The 25,649-nt window shown below is 50.1% G+C and carries 21 protein-coding genes; all 21 read right to left on the bottom strand.

The genetic code is table 11. The features are described 5' to 3' along the window. Positions 1 to 84: 84 nt before the first annotated feature. Positions 85 to 1,413, bottom strand: a complete 1,329-nt coding sequence (gene glnA / locus AC2TDN_RS19735; RefSeq protein WP_482065793.1) for a type I glutamate--ammonia ligase — start codon at positions 1,411 to 1,413, stop codon at positions 85 to 87. A 45-nt stretch (positions 1,414 to 1,458) separates the two neighbouring features. Continuing rightward, complete coding sequence (locus AC2TDN_RS19730; protein WP_053376247.1) at positions 1,459 to 1,869, bottom strand: MerR family transcriptional regulator; 411 nt, start codon at positions 1,867 to 1,869, stop codon at positions 1,459 to 1,461. A gap of 62 nt (positions 1,870 to 1,931) precedes the next feature. Continuing rightward, positions 1,932 to 3,224, bottom strand: a complete 1,293-nt coding sequence (locus AC2TDN_RS19725; RefSeq protein WP_482065792.1) for a methionine gamma-lyase family protein — start codon at positions 3,222 to 3,224, stop codon at positions 1,932 to 1,934. A 179-nt stretch (positions 3,225 to 3,403) separates the two neighbouring features. Next, complete coding sequence (hflX, locus tag AC2TDN_RS19720; protein ID WP_482065791.1) at positions 3,404 to 4,693, bottom strand: GTPase HflX; 1,290 nt, start codon at positions 4,691 to 4,693, stop codon at positions 3,404 to 3,406. Positions 4,694 to 4,721: 28 nt separating this feature from the next. Next, entirely contained in the window at positions 4,722 to 5,708 is a 987-nt protein-coding gene (locus AC2TDN_RS19715; protein WP_484689909.1) for an AAA family ATPase, read from the bottom strand. Between the two features lie 90 nt (positions 5,709 to 5,798). After that, positions 5,799 to 6,476, bottom strand: a complete 678-nt coding sequence (locus AC2TDN_RS19710) for a YdcF family protein (protein WP_484689908.1) — start codon at positions 6,474 to 6,476, stop codon at positions 5,799 to 5,801. Continuing rightward, on the bottom strand, positions 6,473 to 7,030 hold the full coding sequence (locus tag AC2TDN_RS19705) for a ribonuclease FAU-1 family protein (RefSeq protein WP_482065788.1): 558 nt from the start codon (positions 7,028 to 7,030) through the stop codon (positions 6,473 to 6,475). The genes AC2TDN_RS19710 and AC2TDN_RS19705 overlap by 4 nt, the downstream gene beginning before the upstream one ends. A 224-nt stretch (positions 7,031 to 7,254) precedes the next feature. Further along, entirely contained in the window at positions 7,255 to 7,902 is a 648-nt protein-coding gene (locus tag AC2TDN_RS19700) for a peptidylprolyl isomerase (RefSeq protein ID WP_482065787.1), read from the bottom strand. Positions 7,903 to 7,904: 2 nt separating this feature from the next. Further along, on the bottom strand, positions 7,905 to 10,382 hold the full coding sequence (locus AC2TDN_RS19695; RefSeq protein ID WP_484689906.1) for a transglycosylase domain-containing protein: 2,478 nt from the start codon (positions 10,380 to 10,382) through the stop codon (positions 7,905 to 7,907). Positions 10,383 to 10,531: 149 nt separating this feature from the next. Continuing rightward, positions 10,532 to 10,777, bottom strand: a complete 246-nt coding sequence (hfq, locus tag AC2TDN_RS19690) for an RNA chaperone Hfq (protein WP_169081614.1) — start codon at positions 10,775 to 10,777, stop codon at positions 10,532 to 10,534. A gap of 17 nt (positions 10,778 to 10,794) precedes the next feature. Further along, a complete protein-coding gene (gene miaA, locus AC2TDN_RS19685) occupies positions 10,795 to 11,808 on the bottom strand; it encodes a tRNA (adenosine(37)-N6)-dimethylallyltransferase MiaA (protein WP_484689905.1) in 1,014 nt (337 codons plus the stop codon). Beyond that, positions 11,805 to 12,656 (bottom strand): class I SAM-dependent methyltransferase, encoded by an 852-nt coding sequence (locus AC2TDN_RS19680; RefSeq protein ID WP_484689903.1) that lies wholly within the window; start codon positions 12,654 to 12,656, stop codon positions 11,805 to 11,807. The genes miaA and AC2TDN_RS19680 overlap by 4 nt, the downstream gene beginning before the upstream one ends. Then, complete coding sequence (gene mutL / locus AC2TDN_RS19675) at positions 12,578 to 14,623, bottom strand: DNA mismatch repair endonuclease MutL (RefSeq protein ID WP_484689902.1); 2,046 nt, start codon at positions 14,621 to 14,623, stop codon at positions 12,578 to 12,580. Before mutL ends, AC2TDN_RS19680 begins: the two co-directional genes overlap by 79 nt. 27 nt (positions 14,624 to 14,650) lie before the next feature. Next, positions 14,651 to 17,350: a DNA mismatch repair protein MutS gene (gene mutS, locus AC2TDN_RS19670; protein WP_484689900.1), complete on the bottom strand. Its 2,700-nt coding sequence runs from the start codon at positions 17,348 to 17,350 to the stop codon at positions 14,651 to 14,653. A 258-nt stretch (positions 17,351 to 17,608) separates the two neighbouring features. Next, on the bottom strand, positions 17,609 to 19,024 hold the full coding sequence (locus AC2TDN_RS19665; RefSeq protein WP_484689898.1) for a putative amidoligase domain-containing protein: 1,416 nt from the start codon (positions 19,022 to 19,024) through the stop codon (positions 17,609 to 17,611). 141 nt (positions 19,025 to 19,165) lie between these two features. Next, positions 19,166 to 19,729 carry an outer spore coat protein CotE gene (locus AC2TDN_RS19660; RefSeq protein WP_482065780.1) on the bottom strand — a complete coding sequence of 188 codons (564 nt, stop codon included), beginning with the start codon at positions 19,727 to 19,729 and terminating at the stop codon, positions 19,166 to 19,168. A 504-nt stretch (positions 19,730 to 20,233) separates the two neighbouring features. After that, positions 20,234 to 21,202: an aromatic acid exporter family protein gene (locus tag AC2TDN_RS19655; RefSeq protein ID WP_484689897.1), complete on the bottom strand. Its 969-nt coding sequence runs from the start codon at positions 21,200 to 21,202 to the stop codon at positions 20,234 to 20,236. A 38-nt stretch (positions 21,203 to 21,240) separates the two neighbouring features. Continuing rightward, a complete protein-coding gene (locus AC2TDN_RS19650; RefSeq protein WP_484689958.1) occupies positions 21,241 to 22,038 on the bottom strand; it encodes an ABC transporter permease in 798 nt (265 codons plus the stop codon). An 82-nt stretch (positions 22,039 to 22,120) separates the two neighbouring features. Beyond that, on the bottom strand, positions 22,121 to 22,918 hold the full coding sequence (locus AC2TDN_RS19645; RefSeq protein WP_484689896.1) for an ABC transporter ATP-binding protein: 798 nt from the start codon (positions 22,916 to 22,918) through the stop codon (positions 22,121 to 22,123). A gap of 29 nt (positions 22,919 to 22,947) precedes the next feature. After that, a complete protein-coding gene (locus AC2TDN_RS19640; protein ID WP_484689894.1) occupies positions 22,948 to 23,958 on the bottom strand; it encodes an ABC transporter substrate-binding protein in 1,011 nt (336 codons plus the stop codon). Between the two features lie 176 nt (positions 23,959 to 24,134). Beyond that, on the bottom strand, positions 24,135 to 25,649 hold the full coding sequence (locus tag AC2TDN_RS19635; RefSeq protein ID WP_484689892.1) for a carboxypeptidase M32: 1,515 nt from the start codon (positions 25,647 to 25,649) through the stop codon (positions 24,135 to 24,137).

Genomic DNA, 25,649 nt, shown 5'->3' with positions numbered 1-25,649 from the left:
AGAATGACCCGCATGAGAGACACCTTTGGAAAAGTGTCTTTCTTGCGGGTCATTATTAGGTTATGAACTTTAGGGATTCAGATCTTAGTAAAGAGTCAAGTATTGATCTCTTTCCCATTGGTGAACTTGTGTCCGGTACATATCCCACTCGATTTCTTTCAGTTCATAGAAATGGGCAAGCGCATGGTCGCCAAGCGCATCGCAAACGATGTCGCTTCTTAACATTTCGTCAAGAGCTTCCTTCAAATCAAGCGGCAAGCTTGGAATGCCTGCATCCTGACGCTCTTCCTCCGTCATGATGTAGATGTTGCGGTCTGTTGGAGCCGGCAACGGAAGCTTGTTCTGAATGCCATCAAGACCAGCTCTTAGCATAACAGCTAGTGCCAAATATGGGTTAGCAGCTGGATCTGGGTTGCGAACTTCGACGCGCGTGCTAAGACCGCGTGATGCTGGAATCCGAATCATTGGCGAGCGATTGCTTGCGGACCAAGCGACATAGCAAGGCGCTTCGTAGCCAGGTACAAGACGCTTATAGGAATTGATTGTTGGATTCGTGATAGCAGCCATAGCACGAGCATGAAGCAAGATACCTGCCATGTATTGACGAGCTACCGCACTAAGACCAAGCTTGTCCTTCTCATCGTAGAACATATTTGTGTCGCCTTGGAACAACGATTGGTGGCAATGCATTCCAGAACCATTTACGCCGAACAATGGTTTTGGCATAAACGATGCATGCAAGCCATGCTCGCGTGCAACCGTTTTAACTACCAGCTTAAACGTTTGAATTTGGTCAGCAGCTTTAATCGCATCTGCGTATTTAAAATCGATTTCATGCTGTCCAGGAGCTACCTCATGGTGAGAAGCTTCAATCTCGAAGCCCATCTCTTCAAGCGTAAGTACGATTTCACGACGGCAGTTTTCACCCATATCCATCGGTGCTAAGTCGAAATAGCCGCCCTGGTCATTTAGCTCAGTAGTCGGCTCACCGCGATCATCGGTTTTGAACAAGAAAAATTCCGGTTCAGGTCCAACATTCATTGCTGTGTAGCCAAGCTCTTCTGCTTCCTTCAAGGCACGCTTCAAAATACCGCGAGGATCTCCGGCAAACGGTGTTCCGTCTGGCATATAAATATCACAAATCAAACGGGCAACACGATCTTGTGTAACCCATGGGAATACAACCCAAGTATCTAAATCAGGGTATAAGTACATGTCTGATTCTTCAATACGTACGTAACCTTCAATGGAAGAGCCATCAAACATCATTTTGTTGTCAAGCGCCTTCTCTAGCTGACTGACTGGAATTTCAACATTTTTAATCGTTCCTAGTAAATCCGTAAACTGCAAACGAATAAACCTAACATTTTGTTCCTGTGCTATACGTCTAATATCCTCTTTAGTGTAACTCACAGAATCATCTCCTTAGTTTGCAAATCGATTGTTATATTAGTCAAACTAGCGCTTATTTAAGAAACGAGTCAATTGACCTTGAATAAGCGATGCTTGACCTGGTCTTTTCTCGAGCAACTGCTGCTTTAGCAAACGGTGCAGCTGCTGATCAGACAGCTCGCGACGCTTCACTTCCGATTGCTCACTGACAATCGTCGCATCATCCGATTCCTTCGATACCGGATTCATCACTTGCTTAATGCCAGCGATGTTAACGCCTTTCTCTATCAATGATTTTATTTCCAAAAGCCGTTCTACGTCATTAAATGAAAATAACCGCTGGTTTCCTGCCGTTCTTGCAGGTACGATCAATTCATGCTGTTCATAATACCGGATTTGCCTTGCCGTTAAATCCGTCAGCTTCATTACGATGCCGATAGGGAATAAGGCCATATTTCTGCGAATATCATCAGCCAAGCCGCATCAACCTTCCACTCGCTCATTTATACTTACATTCTAAACGTTACTATGCAAATGTGTCAAGTTATGTAAGGTTTAATCACAATTAAACCGCTATCCACAAGGCGATATAACGCAGTTAGAACACCGTACTTTGCATGAGCGTAAGTTAGGCCGCCTTGCATATAAGCGATGTAAGGTTCACGTATAGGCGCGTCAGCCGACAGCTCCAAGCTGCCTCCTTGTATGAACGTACCTGCCGCCATAATGACGGCATTCTCGTAGCCCGGCATGTCCCAAGGCTCGGGTACGACATGTGAATCTACAGCTGCTGCTTGCTGAATGCCCTGCACGAAAGCGATCAGATGCTCAGCTTGTCCAAAACGAACCGCTTGAATAAGATCGGTTCTCGGCTCATTCCATCTTGGTTTAGTTACAAATCCAAGCTCTTCAAACAAAGCTGCAGCCAGCACGCTGCCTTTAATGGCTTGGCCCACTAAGTGCGGTGCCAAGAACAATCCTTGGAACATAGGGCGAAGCGTTCCTAACATCGCACCAACCTCGCCACCAATACCTGGCGCCGTCAGTCGATAGGCTGCCGCTTCAACAGCTGCTGCTGTACCCGCGATATAACCACCGGTTTCGGCTAAGCCTCCGCCCGGGTTTTTGATTAGCGAGCCAGCCATTAGATCCACACCTACTTGGGTGGGCTCAAGCAGCTCTGTAAACTCCCCATAACAATTATCAACAAATACTAGCAGATCCGATTTCAGAGCTTTTACCCGCTTGACAATATCAGCAATCTCGGCAACGTTGAATGATGCTCTCCAGTCGTAACCGCGAGAGCGTTGAATTCCGATTACCTTCGTTTCAGCTGTAATCGATTGCTCAATACGCTCCCAGTCCAGGCCGCCGTCCTCTAGCAGAGAAACCTCAGAATATTTCACACCCCAGTCCTGCAAGGAGCCGGAACCATCACCTGGCTTGCCAATTACCTTATGAAGGGTGTCATAAGGTCTTCCCGTTACATAGAGAAGCTCGTCTCCCGGCCGAAGCACCCCAAACAACGCACAACTGATCGTATGCGTGCCTGAAACAAAATGAGGCCTAACGATCGCAGCTTCTGCCCCCATCACATCTGCATAGACGAGATCGAGAATTTCACGGCCGCGATCATTATAGCCATAGCCCGTTGAGCCGGTAAAATGAAAATCACTTACTTTATGCCGCTGAAACGCTTCAATAACTTTCCACTGATTGCGCTCCGCTATCCGTTCTACACTGCGAAAGGCATCTGCTGCCAGCAGCTCAGATTGCTCTGCCAGCTGCTCAAGATGCTCCCACAGCTTCTGGTTCTCATGTTGCAAATTCATTCCGGTATCTTCTCCTTAAAAAGTTTTGCGAATGCAAAACTTACTTCGTAAGCATAATCTTAGTTTTGCGGATGCAAAACTTACTTCGTAAGCATAAGCTTAGTTTTGCGAATGCAAAACTTACTTCGTAAGCATATGATTAGTTTTGCGAATGCAAAACTTACTTCGTAAGCAAAACTCTACTCTATAAATTGTTTCAATCGATGCCCATGCTGCTCGTATTCTTGTTTACTGACATGAACGGTTAGACGCAGCGACTGTTCATCGACCTCTTGATTAATAACCTCGCCGCTTCGATAGGCGAGCGCAATGAGATCGCCGCGCTCAGCTGGAACGATGAAGGTTAATGTATCGCCGCTTAGCTTATCTTGAATAGTTTGTTTTAGAAGCTCAAGATCTTCCGATTCATAGGCGCTGATGACAAGATTATCCCCGCCCGTAATGGGCAAATCAGTTAATGTGCCATTATTGACGCACATATCCTTCTTATTATAGACCATCACGGAAGGTTTATCTGCTGCGCCAAGCTCGCCTAATATTTTATTAACGACCTTAATTTGTTCATCGCGCATCGGCGAGCTGCTGTCAATGACATGAAGCACAAGATCTGCCTCGCATACTTCCTCCAGCGTTGCCCGGAACGCAGCAACGAGGTCATGCGGCAGATTTTGAATAAATCCTACCGTATCTGTAAGTACGATTTCTCTGCCATTAGGCAGCTCAAGTGTCCTTGATGTCGGATCAAGCGTAGCAAATAATTGGTTCTCTACGTATACGTCTGCATGCGTCAGTTCCCGCAGCAGCGTTGATTTTCCGGCGTTTGTATAGCCAACCAAGGCGACTTGGATCGCACCTGATTTTTTACGGCGCTCGCGATGAAGCTTCCGGTGGCGAACAACCTCCTCAAGCACTGTCTTGAGATCAAAGATCCGATCACGAATATGACGGCGATCGGTCTCAAGCTTCGTTTCCCCCGGTCCCCGTGTACCGATGCCGCCGCCTAGACGCGACAGGTTTTTGCTTTGCCCAGATAGTCGCGGCAGCAGGTAGCTGAGCTGTGCGAGCTCAACCTGAATAATGCCTTCACGCGTTTTGGCGCGGCCAGCGAAAATATCTAGAATCAGCTGCGTCCGATCAACGATTTTGAGATCAAGCGACTCTTCAAGATTACGGACCTGGGCGCCAGAGAGCTCTTGATCGAAAATGGCCGTTGTCGCGCCAAGCTCATCTGCCAGCGCTTTAACCTCCTGCACCTTGCCTTTGCCAATAAACCATTTGGAATCAACCGTTTCCTTATTTTGCGTAATTGTTGTAAGGACCTCGACCCCAGCCGTTTCGGTTAGCTGCACCAATTCTTGGAGCGACATTTCAGGGTCTCCGCCATTACGCTTATCTTTCGAAGTAACTAAGCTTATCAGTATTGCTTTTTCAATCATATCCGGATTGGTATCGTATGTTTTCTCGCTCATCTCATACTCCTTCTAAACTACGCTGTCATTATGACTTCGCGTCCCACTTCAAATCCTCAGGCCTAATCGTCATAAGCTCCTGCTTGGCAGGAACGGAGCTGGCATATTGCGTAAGCAGACGAACGGCCTGAAACCTAATCGCCTTCTCAATGGCATTTCTAACGTATCTGGCATTGCTGAACGAGAACATCGTGCCGAGCTTCTCCTGCATCAAATGCTGCCTTAATTTAAATAGGGTCTGCGGCTGCAAAATATAGTCACGATCCTTAGCCATAAGCTCGCTAATTTGAATCAATTGATCAACCGAATAATCCGGGAACTCGATCTGGATCGGAAAACGAGACGGCAAGCCAGGATTCGTCAACAGAAAATCATCAATCTCTGCTGGATAGCCGGCGAGAATAAGCACAAATTGATTTTTATGATCCTCCATCGCTTTAACCAGCGTATCGATAGCTTCCTTGCCGAAATCCTTCTCTCCGCCACGAGCTAGACTATAGGCTTCATCCACGAATAATACGCCGCCAATCGCTTTGCGAACAAGATCACGCGTCTTCTGTGCCGTATGGCCAATGTATTCGCCAACCAAGTCAGCCCGTTCAACTTCGATTAAATGCCCCTTTGCAAGGACGCCCATCTTCTGAAAAAGCTTCGCCACTATTCGGGCGATCGTCGTCTTCCCCGTTCCCGGGTTGCCCTTGAAGATCATATGGTACACATGTGAGCCGCCAAATAGCCCCGCTTCAGAACGCATTCGGCTAATATAGAGCAAGGCATATATTTCGTATACAAGTGATTTCACGTTTTCCATGCCGATCATCGGCTCAAGCTCTTTCTGAATATCGGCATAATGATCTACGCTTGGAAGCGGCTTGACCGCCGGCAGCGGGTCTGCTTCTAATGCATGAGCAGATGCACCTGTTTGAAACGTTTCTTGACTTCTAAGGACCACATTAATTTGACGGGAAGGCCTTGCGGTGCCATTTCCGGGTCCCGATATGACGTGTCCACTCATCTGTCGCATCACCTATCCTTTGCATCGAAAGCTGTAGCGGCTAAACCGCACTACAAGTTTATTCTACCTTGCAGCAGCATATTAGCAGATTTACAGCGCCGAATCGGAAGAGGAAATACCGAAAGTGAGCAGCAGGGAATCAATCTTCCATTTGGTAAAAGCAAGTACTTCACGGGACTCATTATATACGGGATTGAGCACTTTGGATTTTGTCGCAGCGACTTGAAACGGCTTGAAATCAAGCTTTTTCGCAATTTCCTTTGACCTGGCTGCATGATAATCATGCGTAATAATCATTAGCTCAGACAGCTTATGCTGCTCGGCAATCGTCTTGCTGAACGACAGGTTCTCATAGGTGCTGGTCGCTTTATTTTCTAGCAACAGCTTGTCAGCTGAAATACCTTTTGCTATCAGATAGTCGCGCATCCCTTCGGCTTCCGTCTTCACCGAACCGTTGCCGTCAAGACCGCCGGACAAAATAAGCTTGTCCACCAATCCCGTCTTGTATAATCGGTACGCGAAGTCCAATCTTTCCTTAAGTGCTGGACTCGGTACGTCATTCCATATTGCAGCCCCCAGCACGATGCCGGCATCCGCCTTGACCAGCTGCTTATCCATAGGAAAACCATTAATTAACCACAATAAATATCCGCACCAAAAGACGCCTGCACAAATGGTCCAGGCAACAACACGAAACAGGAGCAGCCACGGACGGCGCTTTTTCATTCGTTTCCGCGGTCTGCTCCTTCTACCTGTTGCCGTGTTCATGATTCGCTTAATTCCCCGGTTCTCTCAAGCAGGCTCTTCCGATGCTTAAGACTAAGCGTAAAATAACGGAAGCGGCCGTTGCGGATGCTCGAGAGCAATTTGCCGGCTGTTTTGCGCGCTAGTGCCACATCCTTGCCATTTACGTCTCCCTGCCTAAGCGCATCCTCCAGCTCATCTTCATCCATGAGGAATACTTCACCGCTTGGCAGCACGACTACGTCCAAATAAAGATCATCAAACCAAGGCACCTGTTGATCCGTTAAGCCTTGTGTTTTGCATACATCGATATACCATTGCACGACGCGTCCCTTATCATCAAACATCGTCGTCACGACAAAATGCTCGCCTCGCGGGAAATGCTGCATCCATAAATAGCCGCGATCGGCCAAACAAAGTTTCCGTCCGTTATATTCCTTCCATAACGGCTCACGCAATTCATGAATCCGATAAAACGTCACGAGCCCTTTGAACTCATCGCCGTCAAGCGCTAGGCACGAATAGCTTTTGCGCAAGATACGCCGCCAGTTTGCCCGGTCTGAAAATTTTCTCTTCATACGGAACGTACCTTTCCGTTCATTTGGGAATAGCATGCCATCACATGCGCAGCTCTTCCTTGGTTTGATTGAGCAATGAACCAATCACGACTAACGACAGTTGAAATTTACCTATAAAAAAAGATTACCATATCTTAACGTCCATCTCCAGCCGACAGACAAAATAAACCAAGCTATTCGTCCTAAAATGAAAAAATACCGCCACGATTAGGCGGTATTTTCCATTATTGCTCGATAATTTCAATAGCTTGAATTACAATTTTTTCGGTAGGCTGATTGTTTTTCAATGGTGTTTTCGAAATAGCTTGTACGACATCCATACCGCTCTTTACTTTACCAAAAATTGTATAATTAGGCTCTCGGTTTAAATTCGCCGCATCTGGCCCCGTGCAAATAAAAAACTGACTGCCTCCTGAATTCGGCTTGCTCGCATTTGCCATTGCGACAATGCCTTCTTCGTACTTGATTTCCGTACTCAGCTCATCCGGAATGGAATAGCCTGGCGTACCCGTTCCATTGCCCTTGGGATCACCGCTTTGGATCATAAAGGATTCGATAATGCTGTGAAATGACAACCCTTCATAAAAACCTTCCCGCGATAAAAACACAAAATTATTCACTGTTACGGGTGCTGCATCAGCAAACAGCTCGACGGTAAAGTCGCCTTTCGTCGTTTGAAACTTCGCCAAATACGATTTATCAAGATCAATCTGCATTTCCGGCATCTTGTCCCAGCTCATCGTCTTAGTCGAAGCTGCTTCGCTCTTCCCGCCTGCTTGACCTGAACCGCTTTTGCCGCAGCTTGCCATAAGCATGACGACTGCGACAATAGCGATCAAAGAAAGGAATCGCGTTCTCTTTCTATTCAACATTACTAACCACCCGTTCCTTGCGAATTGCCGCCGGTTTCAGAGTTTCCTGATGCATTGGTGCTGTTGCCGTTACCATCGCCATTTCCAGGAGTTGGTGTAGGACTTGGAATATCCGTTACGGGATTGTCCGTTACTTCTGGAAGTTCAGTCCCGTCACCTGGAGTAGGTGTGACTTCACCTTCTCCCCCGTCGATTGGAGGTGTTATCTCACCGCCGTCAGGGTTGTTCGGATCAGGCTCCATCGGAATTTCAGGAATCATCTCCGTCTCCGGAATGACAACCTTGATTTTCTGGGATGGCGGGCTTTCCTGATCATTCTTAGCATCATAAGCAACGACATAATATTCATAGGTCATTCCCGGGAATGCGCTCATATCATCAACCCCTGTTGATACAAGCGAATCTACGAATTGAATGAATTCACTCTCCGAAGCTTCCTTTCGGAATACTTGATAAGTGACCTTTCCATCCGGATAAGGATCCCATGACAATTGAACTCTCATCTCTTCAGGAATGTATATCGCATTAAAATTCGATACAGCTGTCGGCGGCTTATCTTCTTTAATGCCTTGCGGTTTAATAAAGCTAGATTTCGGTACATTTTTCATTGCGGACTTCATAACCTTCGAGAACATGGATGCGGCTTGGCTGCTGCCAGTCTTTAGGATGTGGTCCTTATTTGTCTTATCGTATCCCATCCATACCGCTGCTGTCCACTCCGGCGTGTAGCCGACGAACCAAGCGTCACGGATACCCGAGCCTGTATAACCCGGAATACCGTGCTGAGTTGTGCCTGTTTTGCCAGCCAAAGGACGATCAATTGCCGCACGCGTACCCGTACCGCCCTTCTGAACGACCGTTTGCATCATTTCAGTTAAATAATAGGCGGTATCGGCAGACATCAGCTGCTTCGGTGCAGGAGCTTTATAGATGTACGGCGTGATCTTTTTCCCTTCGATCTTAGTGATCGTATGCGTATCTACCGATTTGCCGCCGTTAGCAAAGACGCTAAACGCAGTTGCCATTTGCATAGGAGTCGCGCCCTTAGTCAAACCACCAAGCGCTGCCGTTAGATTACGGTCATCCTTCTCCAAGGCGAAGCCAAGCTTGCTCGCAAAAGCAAATCCGCTCTTGAGTCCTACTTGATTCAGCATCCAGACCGATGCCAAATTTCGCGAATCCTTGATCGCTTGGGTCATCGAGACCGGCGTTGCTCCCCATCTATCGGTCGGACAATAATTGCCGTAGCATTTCTGGTCATTAGCAAGTACGGTCCATGGGTAGTAATCGCCTGATTCAAGCGCTGGGCCGTATGAAATGATTGGCTTGAAGGCAGAACCGGGCTGACGGGCAACCTCAACGCGATTGAGCCCCTTCTTCACATAATCCCTGCCGCCTGATAAAGCCTGGATGGTGCCGTCGCGGTGATCGATAATAATCATCGCGCCTTCCACCTGCTGATCATCTTTGCTCTTCTCAAAGTTTTTATCATTGGCAAACTGCGCATCCAGCGCGATTTGCGCTTGCTGGTTAAGAGAGGTGTAGATGCGGTAGCCGCCGATCCGAAGCTCTTCCTCGGATTTATTTGTTTTCAGCATCGCCTCTTCGACAACGTAGTCCACAAAAGCGGCATACTTGTCCGTATTTCTCTCATCAAAGTTTTTTGGAACCTCGTATACGACCGCCTTCGCTTCCTCCATCTCAGCAGCCGTAATATATCCTTGGTCATACATAAGCTTCAATACGACCGCTCTCCGGTTCATCGAATCCTCTGGATGGTTAATCGGATTGTAGCGGTTAGGCGCTTTAGGCATAGCTGCAAGCGTAGCGATCTGCCACAGCTCCAGCTTATCAAGATCGCTGTCAAAATAATATCTCGCAGCTTCCTTGACCCCATGAACCCTTTTGCCGAAAAAGATCCGGTTCAAATACATGCCTAATATTTCTTCCTTGGACTTTTGATTCTCAAGCGCTACGGCGATTGATGCTTCAGTCGCTTTACGAAAGAACGTTTTGTCTGCCGTCAGAAATACGTTTTTGGCAAGCTGCTGGGTAATCGTACTTGCACCCTCAACAGCACTGCGGGCGATAACGTCCTTCACTACTGCTCGCCCGATGGCAAAGAAATCAATTCCCGAATGCTCATAGAAGCGCTGATCTTCCGTTGCGACAATCGCATTAAGCAATTGCTTCGGAATTTCCGAGAACTCGGCAAGCTCGCGATTTTCGTTCGGATCTGACAATCTCGCTACTTCTTCACCTTTCGCATCATAAATAATTGAAGCTTCGCCAAAGTCCAGCTTATTGGCATTCTCGGTCAACACGCGCTCACCGTTCAATACAATAAGCAAGTAGCCGATAATACCGCATACGATAGCGATAACCGCCGTAAAGAACAAACCATAAAACCATTTCTTCCCCGATATTTTCTTTTTCTTCTTCTGTTTCGGTGCAGTCTGTCTGCGTGGTCGTTCAGCCATTGCCGACTCCCCTCCTGTTGATCCAAAGTTCGTCTATCTATTTTTGCCATAAAACGACAAGAGCAACCCAGCTTGGAGCGGGTTGCTCTTGCATGCCGCTATCTAGTTAAACGATACACGTTGTTAGAAAGTTTCACTACTGCTCCTGCCTATGAGTCGGATCCGTTATGGTCCTGCTGCATAAGAGAAACGTTGCGCTGCGGGGTAAACGTCGAAATAGCGTGTTTATATACCATTTGTTGACGACCTTCGCTGTCTATGATGATTGTAAAGTTATCGAACGCTTTAATAACGCCCCGAATTTGAAAGCCATTCATTAAAAAAACCGTAACCGGTATGTTGTCTTTGCGAAGCTGATTTAGGAACGTATCTTGAATATTGATCGATTTGTTCATTGGACGTTACCCCCGTCTTAAAAAGATTGATTAGAAGTATATTCAAGATTAACTTGAAACTTTCCTGCTATTATAGCATGAACGACTTCCAAATTGTTGTGAAAATTTTCCCCCATGTCGATCCAATGAATGTCATTCATATGGCGGAACCATGAAAGCTGGCGTTTGGCAAATCTGCGCGTATCTCTTTTTAACCTCTCGACAGCTGCTTCCAGCGTACAATTACCGCGCAAATAATCTGCGATTTCCTTGTAGCCAAGACCTTGCATTGCAACTGCCGCAGGCGGCAAATCTCGTTCTAGCAGCTGCCTCACCTCATCTACCAGACCCTGCTCCATCATCAAATCTATCCGCTGCTCTATTCTACGATACAACGCTGCACGGTCCATAGTCAAACCGATGATGCAAAGCTCGTAGGGAGATTCCTTCGTTTGCCCCGTTTGCTGCTCAGAAAAGGTCTGCCCTGTCAAATGATATACCTCAAGCGCGCGAATCACACGCCTCAGATCATTCGGGTGCAGCCGCTCCCCGGCAGGCGGGTCAATCGCGGCCAGCTTCTGATGCAGCGCTTCGGCACCGAATTCTGCCGCAAAACGCTCTTGCTCCAAGCGAAACGCTTCATCGGAGCCAATGTCAGCGAACTGGAATTGATAACAAACCGATTCAACATATAGGCCTGTTCCGCCAACGATAAAAGGCAGCTTTCCCCTTGCAGCAATTTGCGCAATCGCATCCGTTGCCCCCGCTTGGAAATCGGCTGCTGAATACGATTCATCCGGCTCGCAAATATCGATGAGATGATGCGGAATGCCCTCGCGCTCATCTCGTGCGATTTTGGCTGTTCCAATATCCATGCCCCGATAGACCTGCATCGAATCACCGGAAATAATTTCGGCATTCCAGGCTTTGGCTATGTCGAGGCTCATGCGCGTCTTGCCGACCGCAGTTGGTCCAATAAGGACGAGCAGCGGCAGCTTGCGTGTCGGGCTCCCATCATGATTTGCCTGCGCGATGTTTAGTTGTTCACTCAAAGCTGTATCACTCCATATGCGATTTTCGAAGTATTTACATGCCGACGTTCGAAGCCGAGCCTTGCAAATTCTTCACTTGCTTGATGCTCCTTGAGCACAACGCTTTTGCGGGCAACCCGCTTCGCCTGCTCAATCGCTTCACTCGATAGCGCATCCATGTTGGCAACGGCGCGAAGCGGCTCCATGGCGCTTGATTCATGAATCGGCTGTCTGAACATCGGATCGAAATATACGATGTCAACGCTGTTGTCAGGCAATCCTGTCAAATATTTTAAATGATTCATGCATTTCATCGCAATGCGTCTCATTGCCTCATTCACATCGGGAAGACTTGTCTGATAGCCAGCCAATCCTTCTCGAACGATTGCGCAAAGGACAGGCTCGCTTTCGAGAGCTGTAACCAAGCCGCTAGGTCCAGCGGCATAGGAGAATACGAGCGAATCCGATGCAAATCCTGCTGTGCAATCGATGACTTGATCCCCTTCTGCGCAGCCAGAGAGCTGTATGAGCGGATCGGTCTCCCCTCGACGCAAACGTTTGACCCGGACAAAAGCCATGCTCGGGTGAAAATAAAGCGGCGTCTCCGATTGACTGTCATAATAACGGACTTCTTCCTCGGTCACGACAATCAATCTCCTGTCATGGCTAAGCGTTAGAAGCTTATTGACCGTCAAATTACCGCGTGCTTTGAGCGGTGAAGCAAGCTCGGCAGAAAGCCTTTCCGCTTGCTCAAGCGCGCGGGCAGACGGCTTGGCCGTCGTAGTGACGATCACGACATCACCCGCTTGAACATTTTCTCCAGCTGATAGGTCGAAAGATGCACGATGATAGGTCGTCCATGCGGACAAGTGTACGGCTGCTTGCAATTTGCAAGCCTTGCCAGCAAAGTCTCGCCTTCCTCCCGGTTCATCCGGTCATTCGCCTTGATCGATGCTTTGCATGCGCACATAATGGCCGCTTTCTCGCGCAGCTTGCCGATGTCAATGGACTTTCGCTCGGTTATAAGCAGCTCCGCCATTTCCTCAAGCAAGGACTGCTCCTCGCCCTGCGGCATCCATTCCGGATAAGACCGAACGAGAAACGTTTGCGCGCCGAAGGGCTCCAGCTCTACTCCCGCTTGTGCAAACATAGGAATAAGATCTCTTAGCTGAGAAGCCTCGCCCGTCGTAAATTCAAGTGTAAGCGGAACGAGCAGCTGCTGGCTCGCTGCTTCGGGATGGCCAAATTTATGGAAATAATATTCATAGTTAATCCGTTCATGAGCCGCGTGCTGATCGATCAAATAAAGTCCATCCTGTGACTGGGCAACGATGTAAGTGCCGTGATGCTGCCCGATCCAGTACAGCTCAGGGAACGATGGCTCGCCGCTTGGAGCATCGTCATCGGATGGCAGTTGAGCGACTGGCGCTTCAACCGGAGGCAAATCAAGCGTAGCATTTGCTTCTTTAACGGAAGCGTCAACCACAGGCGGTTCTGCTTCTACTGTCTCTTTCATTAAATCCTGCTGCACGGTCTCTGCAATCGACTGCTCGGCTATGGATGCTGCCGCTTGCGCCCAAGGAGCTGAAGCCTCCCGAACGGCAAGCGGCTCCGCATTCGCGACAGGCGGAGCATACAGCTTCTCCGCAGCATTCCGCGGCACGTATTCTCGCTCAATTACCGGCGGCTTATACGAGGAAGTATTCGATTTATTCGACGATGGAGATGGCTGAAACGGCTTAAAGGAATCCGCCGCCGGCTCAGGACGGTGAAACGATATCGCGTCCTGCACGAACAACGGCTTGGAGCGCTCCTGCTTGCTGCTCGAATCCGGTCCCGGAATATGCCGCTGGCGTCCGAGCACCGCTTTGATGGCATCCTCAATCAGCACGCGAAGCTCAGGCTCCTTGCTGAATCTAACCTCCATCTTGGAGGGATGTACGTTGACATCAAGCAAGCTTGGGTGCATCCCAAGCTCCAATATCGCCAGCGGAAAACGATTGATCGGCAAAAGTGTATGGTACGCTTGCAGCAGCGATTGGTTAATCGTAAGGCTGCGTATATAACGCCCGTTAACGATCGCGGTAATGCCATTGCGATTCGCACGGGTCAGCTCCGGTTTCGATATGTAGCCGCGAAGCTCGTAATCGGAGGTTTCCGCTTCAATGGGAAGCATTACCTTCGCTGTATTAGAGCCGTACACGGCAGCAATGACTTGCAATCTGTCGCCCGTTCCAAGCGTGCGCAGCAGCACGTTTCCGTTATGCTTAAACGTAAAGGCGATGCCAGGGTGAGCAAGCGCGATCCGGTTAATATAATCGGAAATATGGCCAAGCTCGGTTTGAATGGCCTTCATATATTTTAACCGCGCAGGCGTGTTGTAAAATAAGTCCCGCACGATCATTTCCGTTCCTTGCGGCGCATTCGCCGGTTCATCGATCGTCACCTTGCCGCCTTCTATGACGATGCGGCGCGCAAGACCCGTTGACGTCTCCGATGAGATGCACTGCAGCCGCGAAACGGCGGCAATACTCGGCAGCGCCTCGCCTCGAAAGCCCAAGCTCGCAATGCGAAAGAGATCGCTGCTCGTCGAAATTTTGCTCGTGGCATGCCGTTGAAAAGCCGTTACGATATCTGAGGCTTCTATACCATAGCCGTTATCGATAACCTTTATGAGCGTCAGTCCGCCTTCTTCAATCATAATATCGACGGTCGTACTGCCTGCGTCTACCGCGTTCTCGACCAGTTCCTTTACGACCGAAGCCGGTCGTTCGACTACTTCGCCCGCTGCAATCTGGTTGGCAAGCTGCTCGTCCAGCACTTTGATTTTTCCCATTTCGTTACCTCTCCCCCTCTCGCATGGCTAGTCGTTCAACTTGCTTTTCATATCATTCAGCCATTGCATCGCTTGCATTGGCGTTAAATTAAACAGATCGAGCTTCCGTAATTGCTCCGCAAGCTGCTCGGCCTTTGGACTCGCTTTCCGCTTTGCGGGCTCAGCTTCCCTTGCAGCCGCAGGCTCGTCAAAGATCGAGAGCTGAACGATCCCGCGAGACTCCAATGCCATCTCAGCTTGCTTCTTCCCTTCCGCTTGCAAGGAAGGGATCTGCTCATATGAATAGGTAGAATCAGCATGAAGTGAAGCTGCTTTAGCGACCGGCGCTATCTTTTGCGAATCCAATTCAACCGTCTCATCCAGCAGCTCATACGCTCTGCCGATAATCGACTGCGGCAAGCCTGCCAATTGCGCGCAATAAATGCCGTAGCTTGTACTTGCCGCGCCCGGTATTAGCTTACGTAGAAACGTTACATTATCGCCGCTTTCCTCAACAGCCATACGTGCGTTAGTGAGCGACGGCAAAGATTCCTCCAGATGCGCCAATTCATGAAAGTGCGTGGATACGAGCGCTTTGCAGCCGATATGATGATGCACGTACTCGATAACCGCCTGCGCGATTGCCATTCCTTCGCCGGTTGAGGTGCCGCGGCCCAGCTCGTCGATAATGACGAGGCTGTTCGAGGTTGCCTTCTCCGTCATCAGCTGAATGTCCTTCATCTCCACCATAAACGTGCTCTGGCCGCCAATGAGATCATCGGCTGCGCCAATACGGGTGAAAATGCGATCGATTAGCGGAATGACCGCTGACTTGGCCGGAACGAAGCAGCCCAATTGCGCCATGATGCAAATAAGCGCCACTTGGCGCATGTACGTGCTTTTGCCAGCCATATTCGGACCTGTAATAAGCAGCATCCACTGCTTGTCCTTGTGAAGCTCCGTGCCGTTCGATATAAAAGGCGTGCCATCCATCATCGCTTCAACGACCGGATGCTTGCCATCCTCGATGTGCAAGTCATAGCTTTCCGTCACCTGCGGACGGGAGAAACGACGCTCCGCGCTGACCGTTGCCAGCGATTGATACACGTCAAGCTCGGCGATGATCGCGGCAGCTTTTTGAAGCCTGTGCAAATGCTGCGACAGATGGTCTCTCAGCTCGATGAAGCGCTCATGCTCCAAATCGACCATTTTGTCCTCAGCTTCAAGAATTAGCCTTTCCTTCTCTTTCAGCTCGGGCGTTACAAATCGCTCTGCATTGGCAAGCGTCTGCTTGCGCTCGTACCTGCCTTCAGGCAGGCTTGACAAATTCGCCTTGGAAACCTCTAAATAATAGCCGAAAATACGGTTGTAGCCGATTTTGAGCGTCTTGATGCCGGTTGCCTCGCGCTCCTGCCGCTCGAGCTCAGCCAGCCATTTCTTGCCGTTCGTGCTCGCTTCGCGCAATTGATCCAAGTACGCGTCATAACCAGGCCGGATAAGCCCGCCTTCTCGAATCGTTACAGGCGGCTCGTCGACCAGCACCGTCTCGATAAGATCAGCCAGCTCAGAGCAGTTATCCGTGCCGTCAACAAGCGCCTGAAGCACCTTCGAGCCGGATTGCTCACATAATGCTGTCAACTGCGGAATACGTCGCAGCGAGCTGCGAAGAGCATTCAGATCGCGTCCATTTGCGCTGCCGAAGGCTACTCTGCCAACCAGCCTCTCAAGATCGTAAATCGGCTGAAGCTCCGATCGAATATCATCTCTCAATATCAAATCAAGGTATAAGGTCTCAACCGCATCAAGGCGTGCCTCTACAGCGGCGCTGCTCAGCAGCGGCTTATCGATCCAGCGGCGCAGCATGCGCGCGCCCATCGACGTCTGCGTGCGATCAAGCAGCCAAAGCAGCGAGCCCTTCTTATTGCGGTCGCGTACGGTTTCGGTGAGCTCCAGATTTCTTCTTGTATAATGATCCAAAATCATATATTGATTAGGCTCGTAGCTCGTTATTGTACGCACATGACCGAGCGAGCGTTTTTGCGTTTCCTCCAAGTAGCCTGTTAGGACGCTGACCGCCTGCAGCCGAGCGCCTGTTACTTTGGCAAGCTCTTGCTCGCCGAACTGCTCTGCCAGCTTGTCCACGGCCATCGGCTCGCGAGCTGTCAGCAGCAGCTGCTTATTCCAAACCGTTGCCGCTTGCACAAGGCTAAGCAGCTCGCTGTCGCCTACGAGCTCAGAAGGCTGATAGACGTTTATCTCATCGATCAGCGCTTCGATATGCTCGGGAAACGAAGTGACATAAAGCTCGCCTGTCGATAAATCGCATGCGGACAGGCCGAGAATGCCGCCAAGTCTGACAATGGCAGCAATGAAATTATTGGTTTTGCCCTCAAGCGCCTTCGATTCCATAACCGTGCCCGGCGTAATGATGCGTACAATTTCCCGGCGCACAACGCCCTTAGCCGCCGCCGGGTCCTCTACCTGCTCGCATATCGCTACCTTGTAGCCTTTATCAACGAGTCTGCTAATATAGTTTTCGGCGGAATGATACGGCACGCCGCACATTGGAATTTTCTGCTCGCCGCCGCCCTCTCTTCCCGTCAGCGTGATTTCCAGCTCGCGGGATGCCGCAATGGCATCCTCAAAAAACATTTCATAAAAATCGCCTAATCGAAAGAACAAAAAAGCGTCCTTCGCTTCTTCTTTAATTGCAAGATATTGCAAAATCATTGGAGTATACCCAGCCATTCCGATCCTCCTCAATAACGTATCTATCATGACGCATCGTACGTATTCCTATAGTTAATATCATTAATTACATACGCAAGCCCATTAAAGCGCTGCTTCCCACGCAGTAAACATTAGATATCCATTATAGCAAGCGGAACAGATGTGCGCCATAAGCGAAACGGTTTAGCTAGGAAAGAACGTTAGGCATTCGCTTGGAAAGGAAGAATGGTATACGTGTTCAAGTGATCTGACACACATAAGAATTTACGGAATGAATTACAGCGGAAGCCGCCACTTGACGCGAATATCCGAGTTCTCATCCCAAGTCGTTCCGCGCCTTGCCGCCTCGAAGAGCGGCTCGATGCAGGGGGCAAGCGCGGGGTAGCTTGATGTGGCGGCGATGGAACTCGCGAGGCCGTCCAGGCAGCCGGCCAGCTCGGAGCGGTCGCCGGCGTAATAAGCTTCTACATACCGCTCCTCCAAAGCTGGCATGTAAGAAATGTTTAGCGCTTCGCGGGCGCATAGCAGCACTAACGCGAAGGAGGCTTTGGCCGTTGCCGGCGAGACGAGCCAGCTCGGCAGCGTCCGGTATTCGAACCCGCCATGCGGCTGCTGGCGGAAGTCCCCGAGCGTTCCGTAACGGGGACGGCGGGCCCGCCCGGCGGGGTCCTCTACGAGCGCGAGCGGGAATGCCGCGTAGCTGTCGAGCAAGCGGAGCAAGCGGCTCGTTAGCGGCGCTCCGCTGAGGTGGATGTGCCCGCCGAGCGCTAGCCCCGGCACGGGCATGGCTCCAGCGGCCCAGCGCAGCGCGGGCTCGCTGATGCGGTCGGCGGCGCGCAGCAGGAGCCGCCGCACGTTCGCGGCGAGCGCGGCCGGGCTATCGGCCGGCTCGGGCCGCAGCTCGGCGACGGGATACAGCAGCCGTCGCCCCACAAGGACGGCGTCGGCCCCGGCTGCCCCGCCGACGCCAGCGCCAAAGAAACGCGACGCCGCCGCAATCTTGCCAGCCGGCGTCACAAGCACAAACTCCGGATCAGCGCCAATAAGCAGCTGCCGATCCGCAGCCCCCGCTCTCGCCGCCGCATGCCAAGCGGCGAATCGCTTCAGCGCCGCCGCCTCCAGCCTCGTATCCCTCAACTTCGGCCAGGCAGCGCGGACGGCTGTGCGCCCGTCCCCGCCAAGGGCGATCTCGGCCTCACCGATATCGAGGCCAAGCGTGTACAGCGCAGATACCGCTGTTCGAACCACCCGCCGCAGCGCCGGGTCCTCCGGCCAGCCGCCAGTTCCCGCAGCCAGCAGCGGCTTGCTTGGCATCGTTTTGCCTGAGGAGTCGATGCGCTGCATCTCCACCGGCTCCAAATGAACGATGCCAACGCGGAACAAACGCTCGCTCTCTATAGGAGAGCCGCCGCAAAGACCCGCCCTTCGCCAAATATGCCGCTTCTTTTCATCCGTCATTTTAGCCGCGATGAAGCCATTGACATTCAGCACCCAAGCGCCCGGGAACCGGCTGCAATCGATCGTTCGGGAATCCGACCACGCGATTACCGCATCGCCCGCGAGCACGTCAGTCCATGGCTTCGAACGAAGCGGCTTTCCGCTTCGCTCACCCGAAACAGCCGGATCATTTCCGCTATGTGCAACGCTCTCCAGCCGATCGTAGCTGCCTCGCCATATCCACGTCGAAGCCATCCTGCTTCCCGCCTTTAATCATTTTTTACTTGAAGGTAAGTCATGCCTCCAAAGATTTCAAAAAAAAAGAGGGCTTTCGCCCTCGAATTTGCTGCAGCCGCAGCATATGATACCTTAGGGCAGCAAAGCTTCCCGGCTTGCTTACAGCTCGTCGTCCAGCAAGTCTGGATCCAAATCCTCATAATCGTTATCGCCGAGGCTGAACTCCAAATCCTTGCCGTCCAGGTCGCCGCAACCGCCTGGAAGTACTGCTACGCAAACCTTAGTCTCGGCAATTAGCTCTACCGAAAACTCACGCTCTACACGAATCACTACGCCAGAACCGTTCGAAGAAATATTCGCTTCAATACAGTTCGGCTCCTGAATCACGTCGGCAGACACTTCCACTGTAGAAGGCCGATGCTTCGGATCTACATAGGAGAGGTTGACATGCTCGACGTAATGCACGGATTCCTTAGCTACGTCTGTCTGCGAGTTTTTGCTGTACGAATACCAAATGTTGATATCGTAAGTACCAATTACCTCAATGCCGTCGCCCGAACGAACCGCTTCATACTGATGGTTGATTATCCATGCGCCCAGAATACTGGTCGGATGATGAGGCGGCGTTACGGTATGGGTTACAGTGGAAAACTTACGACCTTTGCCGCAGACAGCTTTCGTAATTATTTCTCTGTACTGGAGCTGCTTATCTGCAATAGTCATTGATTTAACCTCCTCCATACAATCATTCATTTAAAGTGTATGCAGGACATTCGTCTAGGGTGACTGTTTATTTTCTCGAAATATAAGATTATATAAGTTTCATACTTATAGCGATCCATATAGATCTTTGCGGAACGTATACTAGACCGCCCAAGGCCTTCATATCGCCGTTACGCTTGAAAAATACGAATACATAAGTCTCACACTTATACCGATGCTTATATTTCTCAGCTATACGTATGCTGCGCCGCCTTAGTAGACGTCAGCCGTATACGCTTGAAATACAAGATATTATAGGTTTATTCCTATAATCACGCTTGTATTTCTCCGCGATACGATTGCTGGGACTCCTATGGTCATCACAGCCGTATACGCTTGAAATACAAGATATTACAGTTTGGAACTATAATTCCGCTTGTATTTCTCCGCGATACGATAGCTGCGTCTCCCTTGCCGCCACAGCCGTATACGCTTGCCTTCGCAACGAATTTTTCCCTTTACATTCTATGGCAAAAGTTCGGACGACATGACTTTTCTTTTTTTTAATCGCTTCGCAATGGCTAAATACCGCTCCAGCTCTCGCAGAAGCATGAGAAGCGACGCGCGCACTTCGAACTCATCGCGTGTTTTTGGCAGCTCCATCGCTTGGAATGCTTCCGCCAGCTTCGTGTGCCGATCTTCGACATTTCCCTCGTACACATCCGATTTCACATCGCTCGAGAGCTGATCCAGCAAATCGGCAATCATGACCGCTTGAGGAAATTTCTGATAGACGAACGCCAGCTCAACGAGCATCTGCTGCACCGATTCAAGCTGCTGCCTCCGCATCTCAAAATAACTGGACCAGTACTCCTCTTGACCCCAAAGCCGATTTTCCCGATTTCGAACGGATTGGAGCGCACCTTCGTCGATGGCCCTGTAGGCTTCCAATAGTTCGCCGCCATTCCACACATGCGCTGGATTTTGCAGCGTGAACGCCATTTCTTGAAAAATAACGCCGAAGTTTTGCTCTATTGCGGAACGATAAGAGCTAAGACGATGCTCATCCTTCGGCATGTAGATGATGTTCAAGATCGTTGCCCATCCGAGTCCGGCGAACAGCAGCATGATTTCATTGCCGATAACCCATGTCGTCACCTCACCATGATTAAATAGATGAAAGACGATAACAGAGCTTGTGACGATACCATCCTTCAATTGAAATCGCGACAATATGGGAAAGGTGATGAGAATAAATACGGCAACCGCCCAAATGTGAAAGCCGAACAGCGTAAAGATTAGCGATGCAAAAAAAAGTCCGAGCACTGAGGCGATAAATCGCACAAATGCGCTCTTCAGCCCTTTCATCCGCGTCACTTCAACGCCGAGTATAGCAAGTATACCGGCGCCAAGCGGCGGCTCCAGCCCAAAATATACAGCAGTATAAATAGCTGCGATGGCGGCTAGCGCCGTTTTGATAATACGAATGCCCATGATTCAACCTCGCGTACAATAGGATTTATTTCTACATCCTACCGCTCGCGCCAGCCAGCCGTCAACCGCCGCTCAAGCGCAGCAACGAGCTGATACATAACCGTTGCGACTAATGCGATTACAATCAAGCTGGATAATACGAGTGTGAAGTTGAAGACTTGAAAGCCATAAATAATCAAATAGCCAAGACCCAGCTTCGCAACGAGAAACTCGCCCACGATCACTCCGATCCACGCCAAACCGACATTTACCTTCAAGGTCGATATAATAACAGGGAATGAGCCAGGCAAAATTACAAGCTTGAACAATTGCAAGCGAGAGGCTCCGAACAGTCTAACTACCTTGATATAACCCGAGTCGATCTCTCGGAAACGATTGTATATATTCAAAGTCGTTATGATTACAGTAACCGACAAGGTGATCGCCACGATCGACATAAAGCCCGGACCAAGCCCCACGATGAAAATCGGCCCAAGCGCCACCTTCGGCATACTGTTTAGCACGACCAAATAAGGATCAAACACCCTCGACAGAAACGGAAACCACCAAAGCGCAGCCGCAACCGCGGTCCCAAGCAGCGTTCCAAGCACAAAACCGACAATCGTTTCCGTAACCGTCATGCCGACATGCGGCCAAATCGAGCCGTCTATCATCGTTTTCCAAAGCTGCAATAACATTTTGGACGGATAACTGAATAGCAAAGGATCAATCCAATCATTGCGCCCTGCAGCTTCCCACAGACTAACAAATAAAAGGAGAAGGACAGCTTGGGTTGCCACTACCGCAGCCGTAATGCGTCGCTTCCGCTCTTTGAAGCGGGCATGCAGATCGCTCATCCAGTGGCTCCGATCCTCATGAATGCCGGAGATAGCCGCGGTATCCGGTTTCTCCGCCTTGTTAGGTCCAGTCCCCTTGCGTTCATCCATTCTGTCCACCTCCTTCCAATTCATCCCTTTCCAGCTCCGCCCATAAGCGCTCGAACAGCTCTTGAAAGCCCGGCAGCTTGCGGGCCGCCATTGGCGCTGCCCGGCGAATTTCTTCAGGTATTTCTACCTCGCATCTAATATGGCCCGGGTTGCGTCCAAGCACGATTACACGATCGCTCATCGCAGCCGCTTCTGCCAAGTCATGCGTCACGAGTACGGCTGTTTTGCCAAGCCGCTTCAGCGTCTGATGGACCAAATCCTCAAGCTGAAGCTTTATATGAAGGTCAAGCGCCGAGAACGGCTCATCGAGCAGAAGCACCTCCGGCTCAGTCGCAAGCGTTCTTGCCAGCGCTACCCGTTGCCGCATGCCCCCTGAAAGCTCATGCGGATATCTGCGGCCTGATTCAGGCAAGCCAAGCTCGCCTAGCAGCTTATCTACGACATGCAGTGCCTTCTCTGTCTTCTGGCCGCTTATTTCAAGTCCGATTGCGGCGTTTTCTCTAATCGAACGCCATGGAAACAAATAATCTTGCTGCAGCATATAGCCTACTTTAGGCGAGGGGCCGACCACCCGCTCGCCATTAAGCAGTACTTGACCCTTTGTCGGTGGAAACAAGCCTGCGAGCAAGCTGAGCACTGTCGTCTTACCGCAGCCGCTTGGCCCGACCAGGCTGATGAACTCCCCGCGATCAACCGTTAGCTCTATTTGCTCAACTGCGAGCGAGGCTCCCTTTTCATTCACATAGACATGTGATAATTGCTGCAGCTCAAGCACCGGTACATGCGTCATGCCTAAGCCTCCATTTCCTGCCCTCGCGGTTATTTCACCGCTTCGATCGCTTTTTCAGCAAAGCTTGTATCTACCAGCTCGCTATGCTCCGTCCGTTTTTCCAGTTCACCCGCTGTTGTAATGACGTCAAGCAGGTTATTCCACTCCGCTTCGTCAATGATCGGATCCGTGGCGAACGAGCCCTGCTGCTTGTAACGATCGATCGAGCTTTTTAAAATATCGCGATCTACATTTTCAAAATAAGGAAGCACGACTTCCGTAATCGCTTCGGCGTCGTTGTCCTGAACCCAAAGCTGCGCTTTATGGATCGCATTCGTGAACGATTGAACCGCTTTTTTATTTTTCTGGATATAGCTCTGCTTCGCCATGAAGACCGTGTAAGGCAGATGCCCGCTTTCAGCGCCAAATGATGCGACAACTTGACCTTTGCCTTCCTTCTCAAAAATCGAAGCCGTCGGCTCGAATAACTGGACATAATCGCCTGTTCCTGATGCAAATGCTGCCGGAATGTTCGCAAAATCAACGTTTTGGATCAGCTCCAAATCGGCCTTCGGATCGATGCCCAGCTTCTTCAGCGCAAATTCGCCAGCCATCTGAGGCATGCCGCCTTTTCTCTGTCCTAGAAAAACACTTCCCTTTAACGAATTCCAATCAAAATTGGCGTCCGCCTCTCTGGCTACAAGGAACGTCCCATCGGTTTGCGTAAGCTGAGCAAAGTTGATGATTGGATCGTCCGTCCCTTGCTGATAGACGTAAATAGACGTTTCTGAGCCGACTAGCGCAACGTCAATGGCGTTCGAGAGCAATGCCGTCATCGTTTTGTCGCCGCCCGGCGTCGTCGTCAATTCCACGTCTAGCCCTTCCTCTTCAAAGAAGCCCTTCGCTACCGCTACATACTCCGGTGCATAAAACAATGAGCGTGTTACTTCTCCGATTCGGATTTTCACTTTATCCGAATCCCCTTTGCCGCAGCCTGCCAATACAGCAGTCATGACGAGTGTTACACAAAGCAGCAGCGACATTACCATACGTCTTTTCATTTTGGGTCCCTCCTGCGCATTTTGCGTTAAATAGATGTACTCCAGCCTATGCGGTAGTGCCATACGCGGTGAATGCGCGCAAAAAAAGAAGGCTGCCCGCGTGTCGTCAATTTGACGGTCGGACAGCCTTCGATTTGAAACTGGAACAGAACTCTTGATGAAATATACCGTACAGCTTACAGCTTATAAATATCTGTATATTTGTTCGTTAAATACGTAACCAAATGCTGTGGGTCCAGCGGCTTGCCCGTTACGCTCTGAATAAGCTCGGAAGGCGTTCTCAGCTTGCCGTATTTGTAAATGCGCTCGACGAGCCATTTTTTGATGGGCAGCAAATCGCCATTGCTTACATTCGTCCAAAAGCCCTGCAGCTCACGCTCCATCGTATCTGCAATCTGTGCCGCGTACATATTGCCAAGCGAGTAGGATGGGAAGTAGCCGAATGCTCCTCCTGACCAGTGTACGTCCTGAAGGACGCCTTCCGCATCGGTTGGCGGGGTTATGCCTAAATACTCTTTATATTTCTCGTTCCATATCGCAGGCAAATCAGCAGCCTTCACACCTTCATTGAAGATGAGCTTCTCCATTTCGTAGCGAATAATAATATGCAGGTTGTAAGTCAGCTCATCGGCTTCAATACGGATAAGCGATGGCTGCACAACATTGTTTCCGCGATAAAACTGATCGACGCTAACATCAAGCTGACCAGGAAAACGCTTTTGCAGCTCACCGAAATAACGATTCCAGAAAGGCCTGCTGCGGCCAATCACATTTTCCCAGAATCGGGATTGCGACTCATGGATACCCATGGAAGTGCCTGTGCATAGCGTCGTGCCGATCAGCTCTTCCATAATATTTTGCTCATAGAGCGCGTGGCCGCCCTCGTGAATTGTGCCAAATAAGGCGCTCGTTACATCGTCTTCTAGATAACGGGTCGTAATGCGCACATCGCCTGGACTTAGACCAGTCGCAAATGGATGGACGCTTTCATCCAATCGTCCCGCTTCGAAGCTATAGCCCATTTGCTCCAATATGTATAAGCTGAATGCTTTTTGCGCAGATTTATCATAATTCTGCTTAAGGAAGGATGCATCCGGCTGATGCGGTGAATTTGCAATCGCTGCTGCGAGCGGAACCAGCTGCGCACGCAAGCCGCCGAATACACGGTCGAGTTCGGCTACCGTCATGCCTGGCTCATATTGATCGAGAAGCGTATCGTAGCGAGTCGCTTGCAGCCCCCAAAGATCGATAAATTGATTCGTGTATGAAATAACCTTCTCCAAATACGGCTGGAAGCTCGCATAATCGTTATTTGCTTTCGCTTCCTCCCACTTCGATTCGGATTGCGAGGATAGAACAACATATTCTTGATAAAGCTTAGGAGGAATTTTGACGCTGCGATCGTATTCCTTGCGAGTCTCCGTCACTAGTCTCTGATCAATATCTGTAAGCTCCGAATAAACCGAGCTATCCTCAAGCGTTGACAGCCATTCGCCCAGCTCAGGCGAAGTAGAAAGCTTAAATTGGTCGGCGGACAAGGCTCCTATAACCTCGGAACGATTATCCATCCCTTTGCGAGGTGCGCCTGTACGCAAATCCCAGTAGAGAACCCCGAGCGCTTCTCCATAGCTGGATATTTTGCGAATCGTTTCTTTAAAGCTCTGCAGAGCATCGTTATGATTTGTCGACAT

It is taken from the genome of Paenibacillus sp. Y660 (assembly GCF_057221575.1).
Note: the sequence above shows the minus strand (reverse complement) of the source record. Positions and strands in the feature narration are given on the sequence as shown.

What these genes read in the sequence shown, in the direction of transcription:
- AC2TDN_RS19710 (WP_484689908.1), bottom strand. Translation starts at nt 6,476, where the DNA reads ATGAACACGGCAACAGGTAGAAGGAGCAGACCGCGGAAACGAATGAAA.
- AC2TDN_RS19725 (WP_482065792.1), bottom strand. Translation starts at nt 3,224, where the DNA reads ATGAATTTGCAACATGAGAACCAGAAGCTGTGGGAGCATCTTGAGCAG.
- hflX (WP_482065791.1), bottom strand. Translation starts at nt 4,693, where the DNA reads ATGAGCGAGAAAACATACGATACCAATCCGGATATGATTGAAAAAGCA.
- AC2TDN_RS19635 (WP_484689892.1), bottom strand. Translation starts at nt 25,649, where the DNA reads ATGTCGACAAATCATAACGATGCTCTGCAGAGCTTTAAAGAAACGATT.
- mutS (WP_484689900.1), bottom strand. Translation starts at nt 17,350, where the DNA reads ATGGCTGGGTATACTCCAATGATTTTGCAATATCTTGCAATTAAAGAA.
- AC2TDN_RS19645 (WP_484689896.1), bottom strand. Translation starts at nt 22,918, where the DNA reads ATGACGCATGTACCGGTGCTTGAGCTGCAGCAATTATCACATGTCTAT.
- AC2TDN_RS19655 (WP_484689897.1), bottom strand. Translation starts at nt 21,202, where the DNA reads ATGGGCATTCGTATTATCAAAACGGCGCTAGCCGCCATCGCAGCTATT.
- AC2TDN_RS19715 (WP_484689909.1), bottom strand. Translation starts at nt 5,708, where the DNA reads ATGAGTGGACACGTCATATCGGGACCCGGAAATGGCACCGCAAGGCCT.
- AC2TDN_RS19640 (WP_484689894.1), bottom strand. Translation starts at nt 23,958, where the DNA reads ATGAAAAGACGTATGGTAATGTCGCTGCTGCTTTGTGTAACACTCGTC.
- AC2TDN_RS19650 (WP_484689958.1), bottom strand. Translation starts at nt 22,038, where the DNA reads ATGAGCGATCTGCATGCCCGCTTCAAAGAGCGGAAGCGACGCATTACG.
- AC2TDN_RS19695 (WP_484689906.1), bottom strand. Translation starts at nt 10,382, where the DNA reads ATGGCTGAACGACCACGCAGACAGACTGCACCGAAACAGAAGAAGAAA.
- hfq (WP_169081614.1), bottom strand. Translation starts at nt 10,777, where the DNA reads ATGAACAAATCGATCAATATTCAAGATACGTTCCTAAATCAGCTTCGC.
- mutL (WP_484689902.1), bottom strand. Translation starts at nt 14,623, where the DNA reads ATGGGAAAAATCAAAGTGCTGGACGAGCAGCTTGCCAACCAGATTGCA.
- AC2TDN_RS19660 (WP_482065780.1), bottom strand. Translation starts at nt 19,729, where the DNA reads ATGACTATTGCAGATAAGCAGCTCCAGTACAGAGAAATAATTACGAAA.
- AC2TDN_RS19705 (WP_482065788.1), bottom strand. Translation starts at nt 7,030, where the DNA reads ATGAAGAGAAAATTTTCAGACCGGGCAAACTGGCGGCGTATCTTGCGC.
- AC2TDN_RS19700 (WP_482065787.1), bottom strand. Translation starts at nt 7,902, where the DNA reads ATGTTGAATAGAAAGAGAACGCGATTCCTTTCTTTGATCGCTATTGTC.
- AC2TDN_RS19665 (WP_484689898.1), bottom strand. Translation starts at nt 19,024, where the DNA reads ATGGCTTCGACGTGGATATGGCGAGGCAGCTACGATCGGCTGGAGAGC.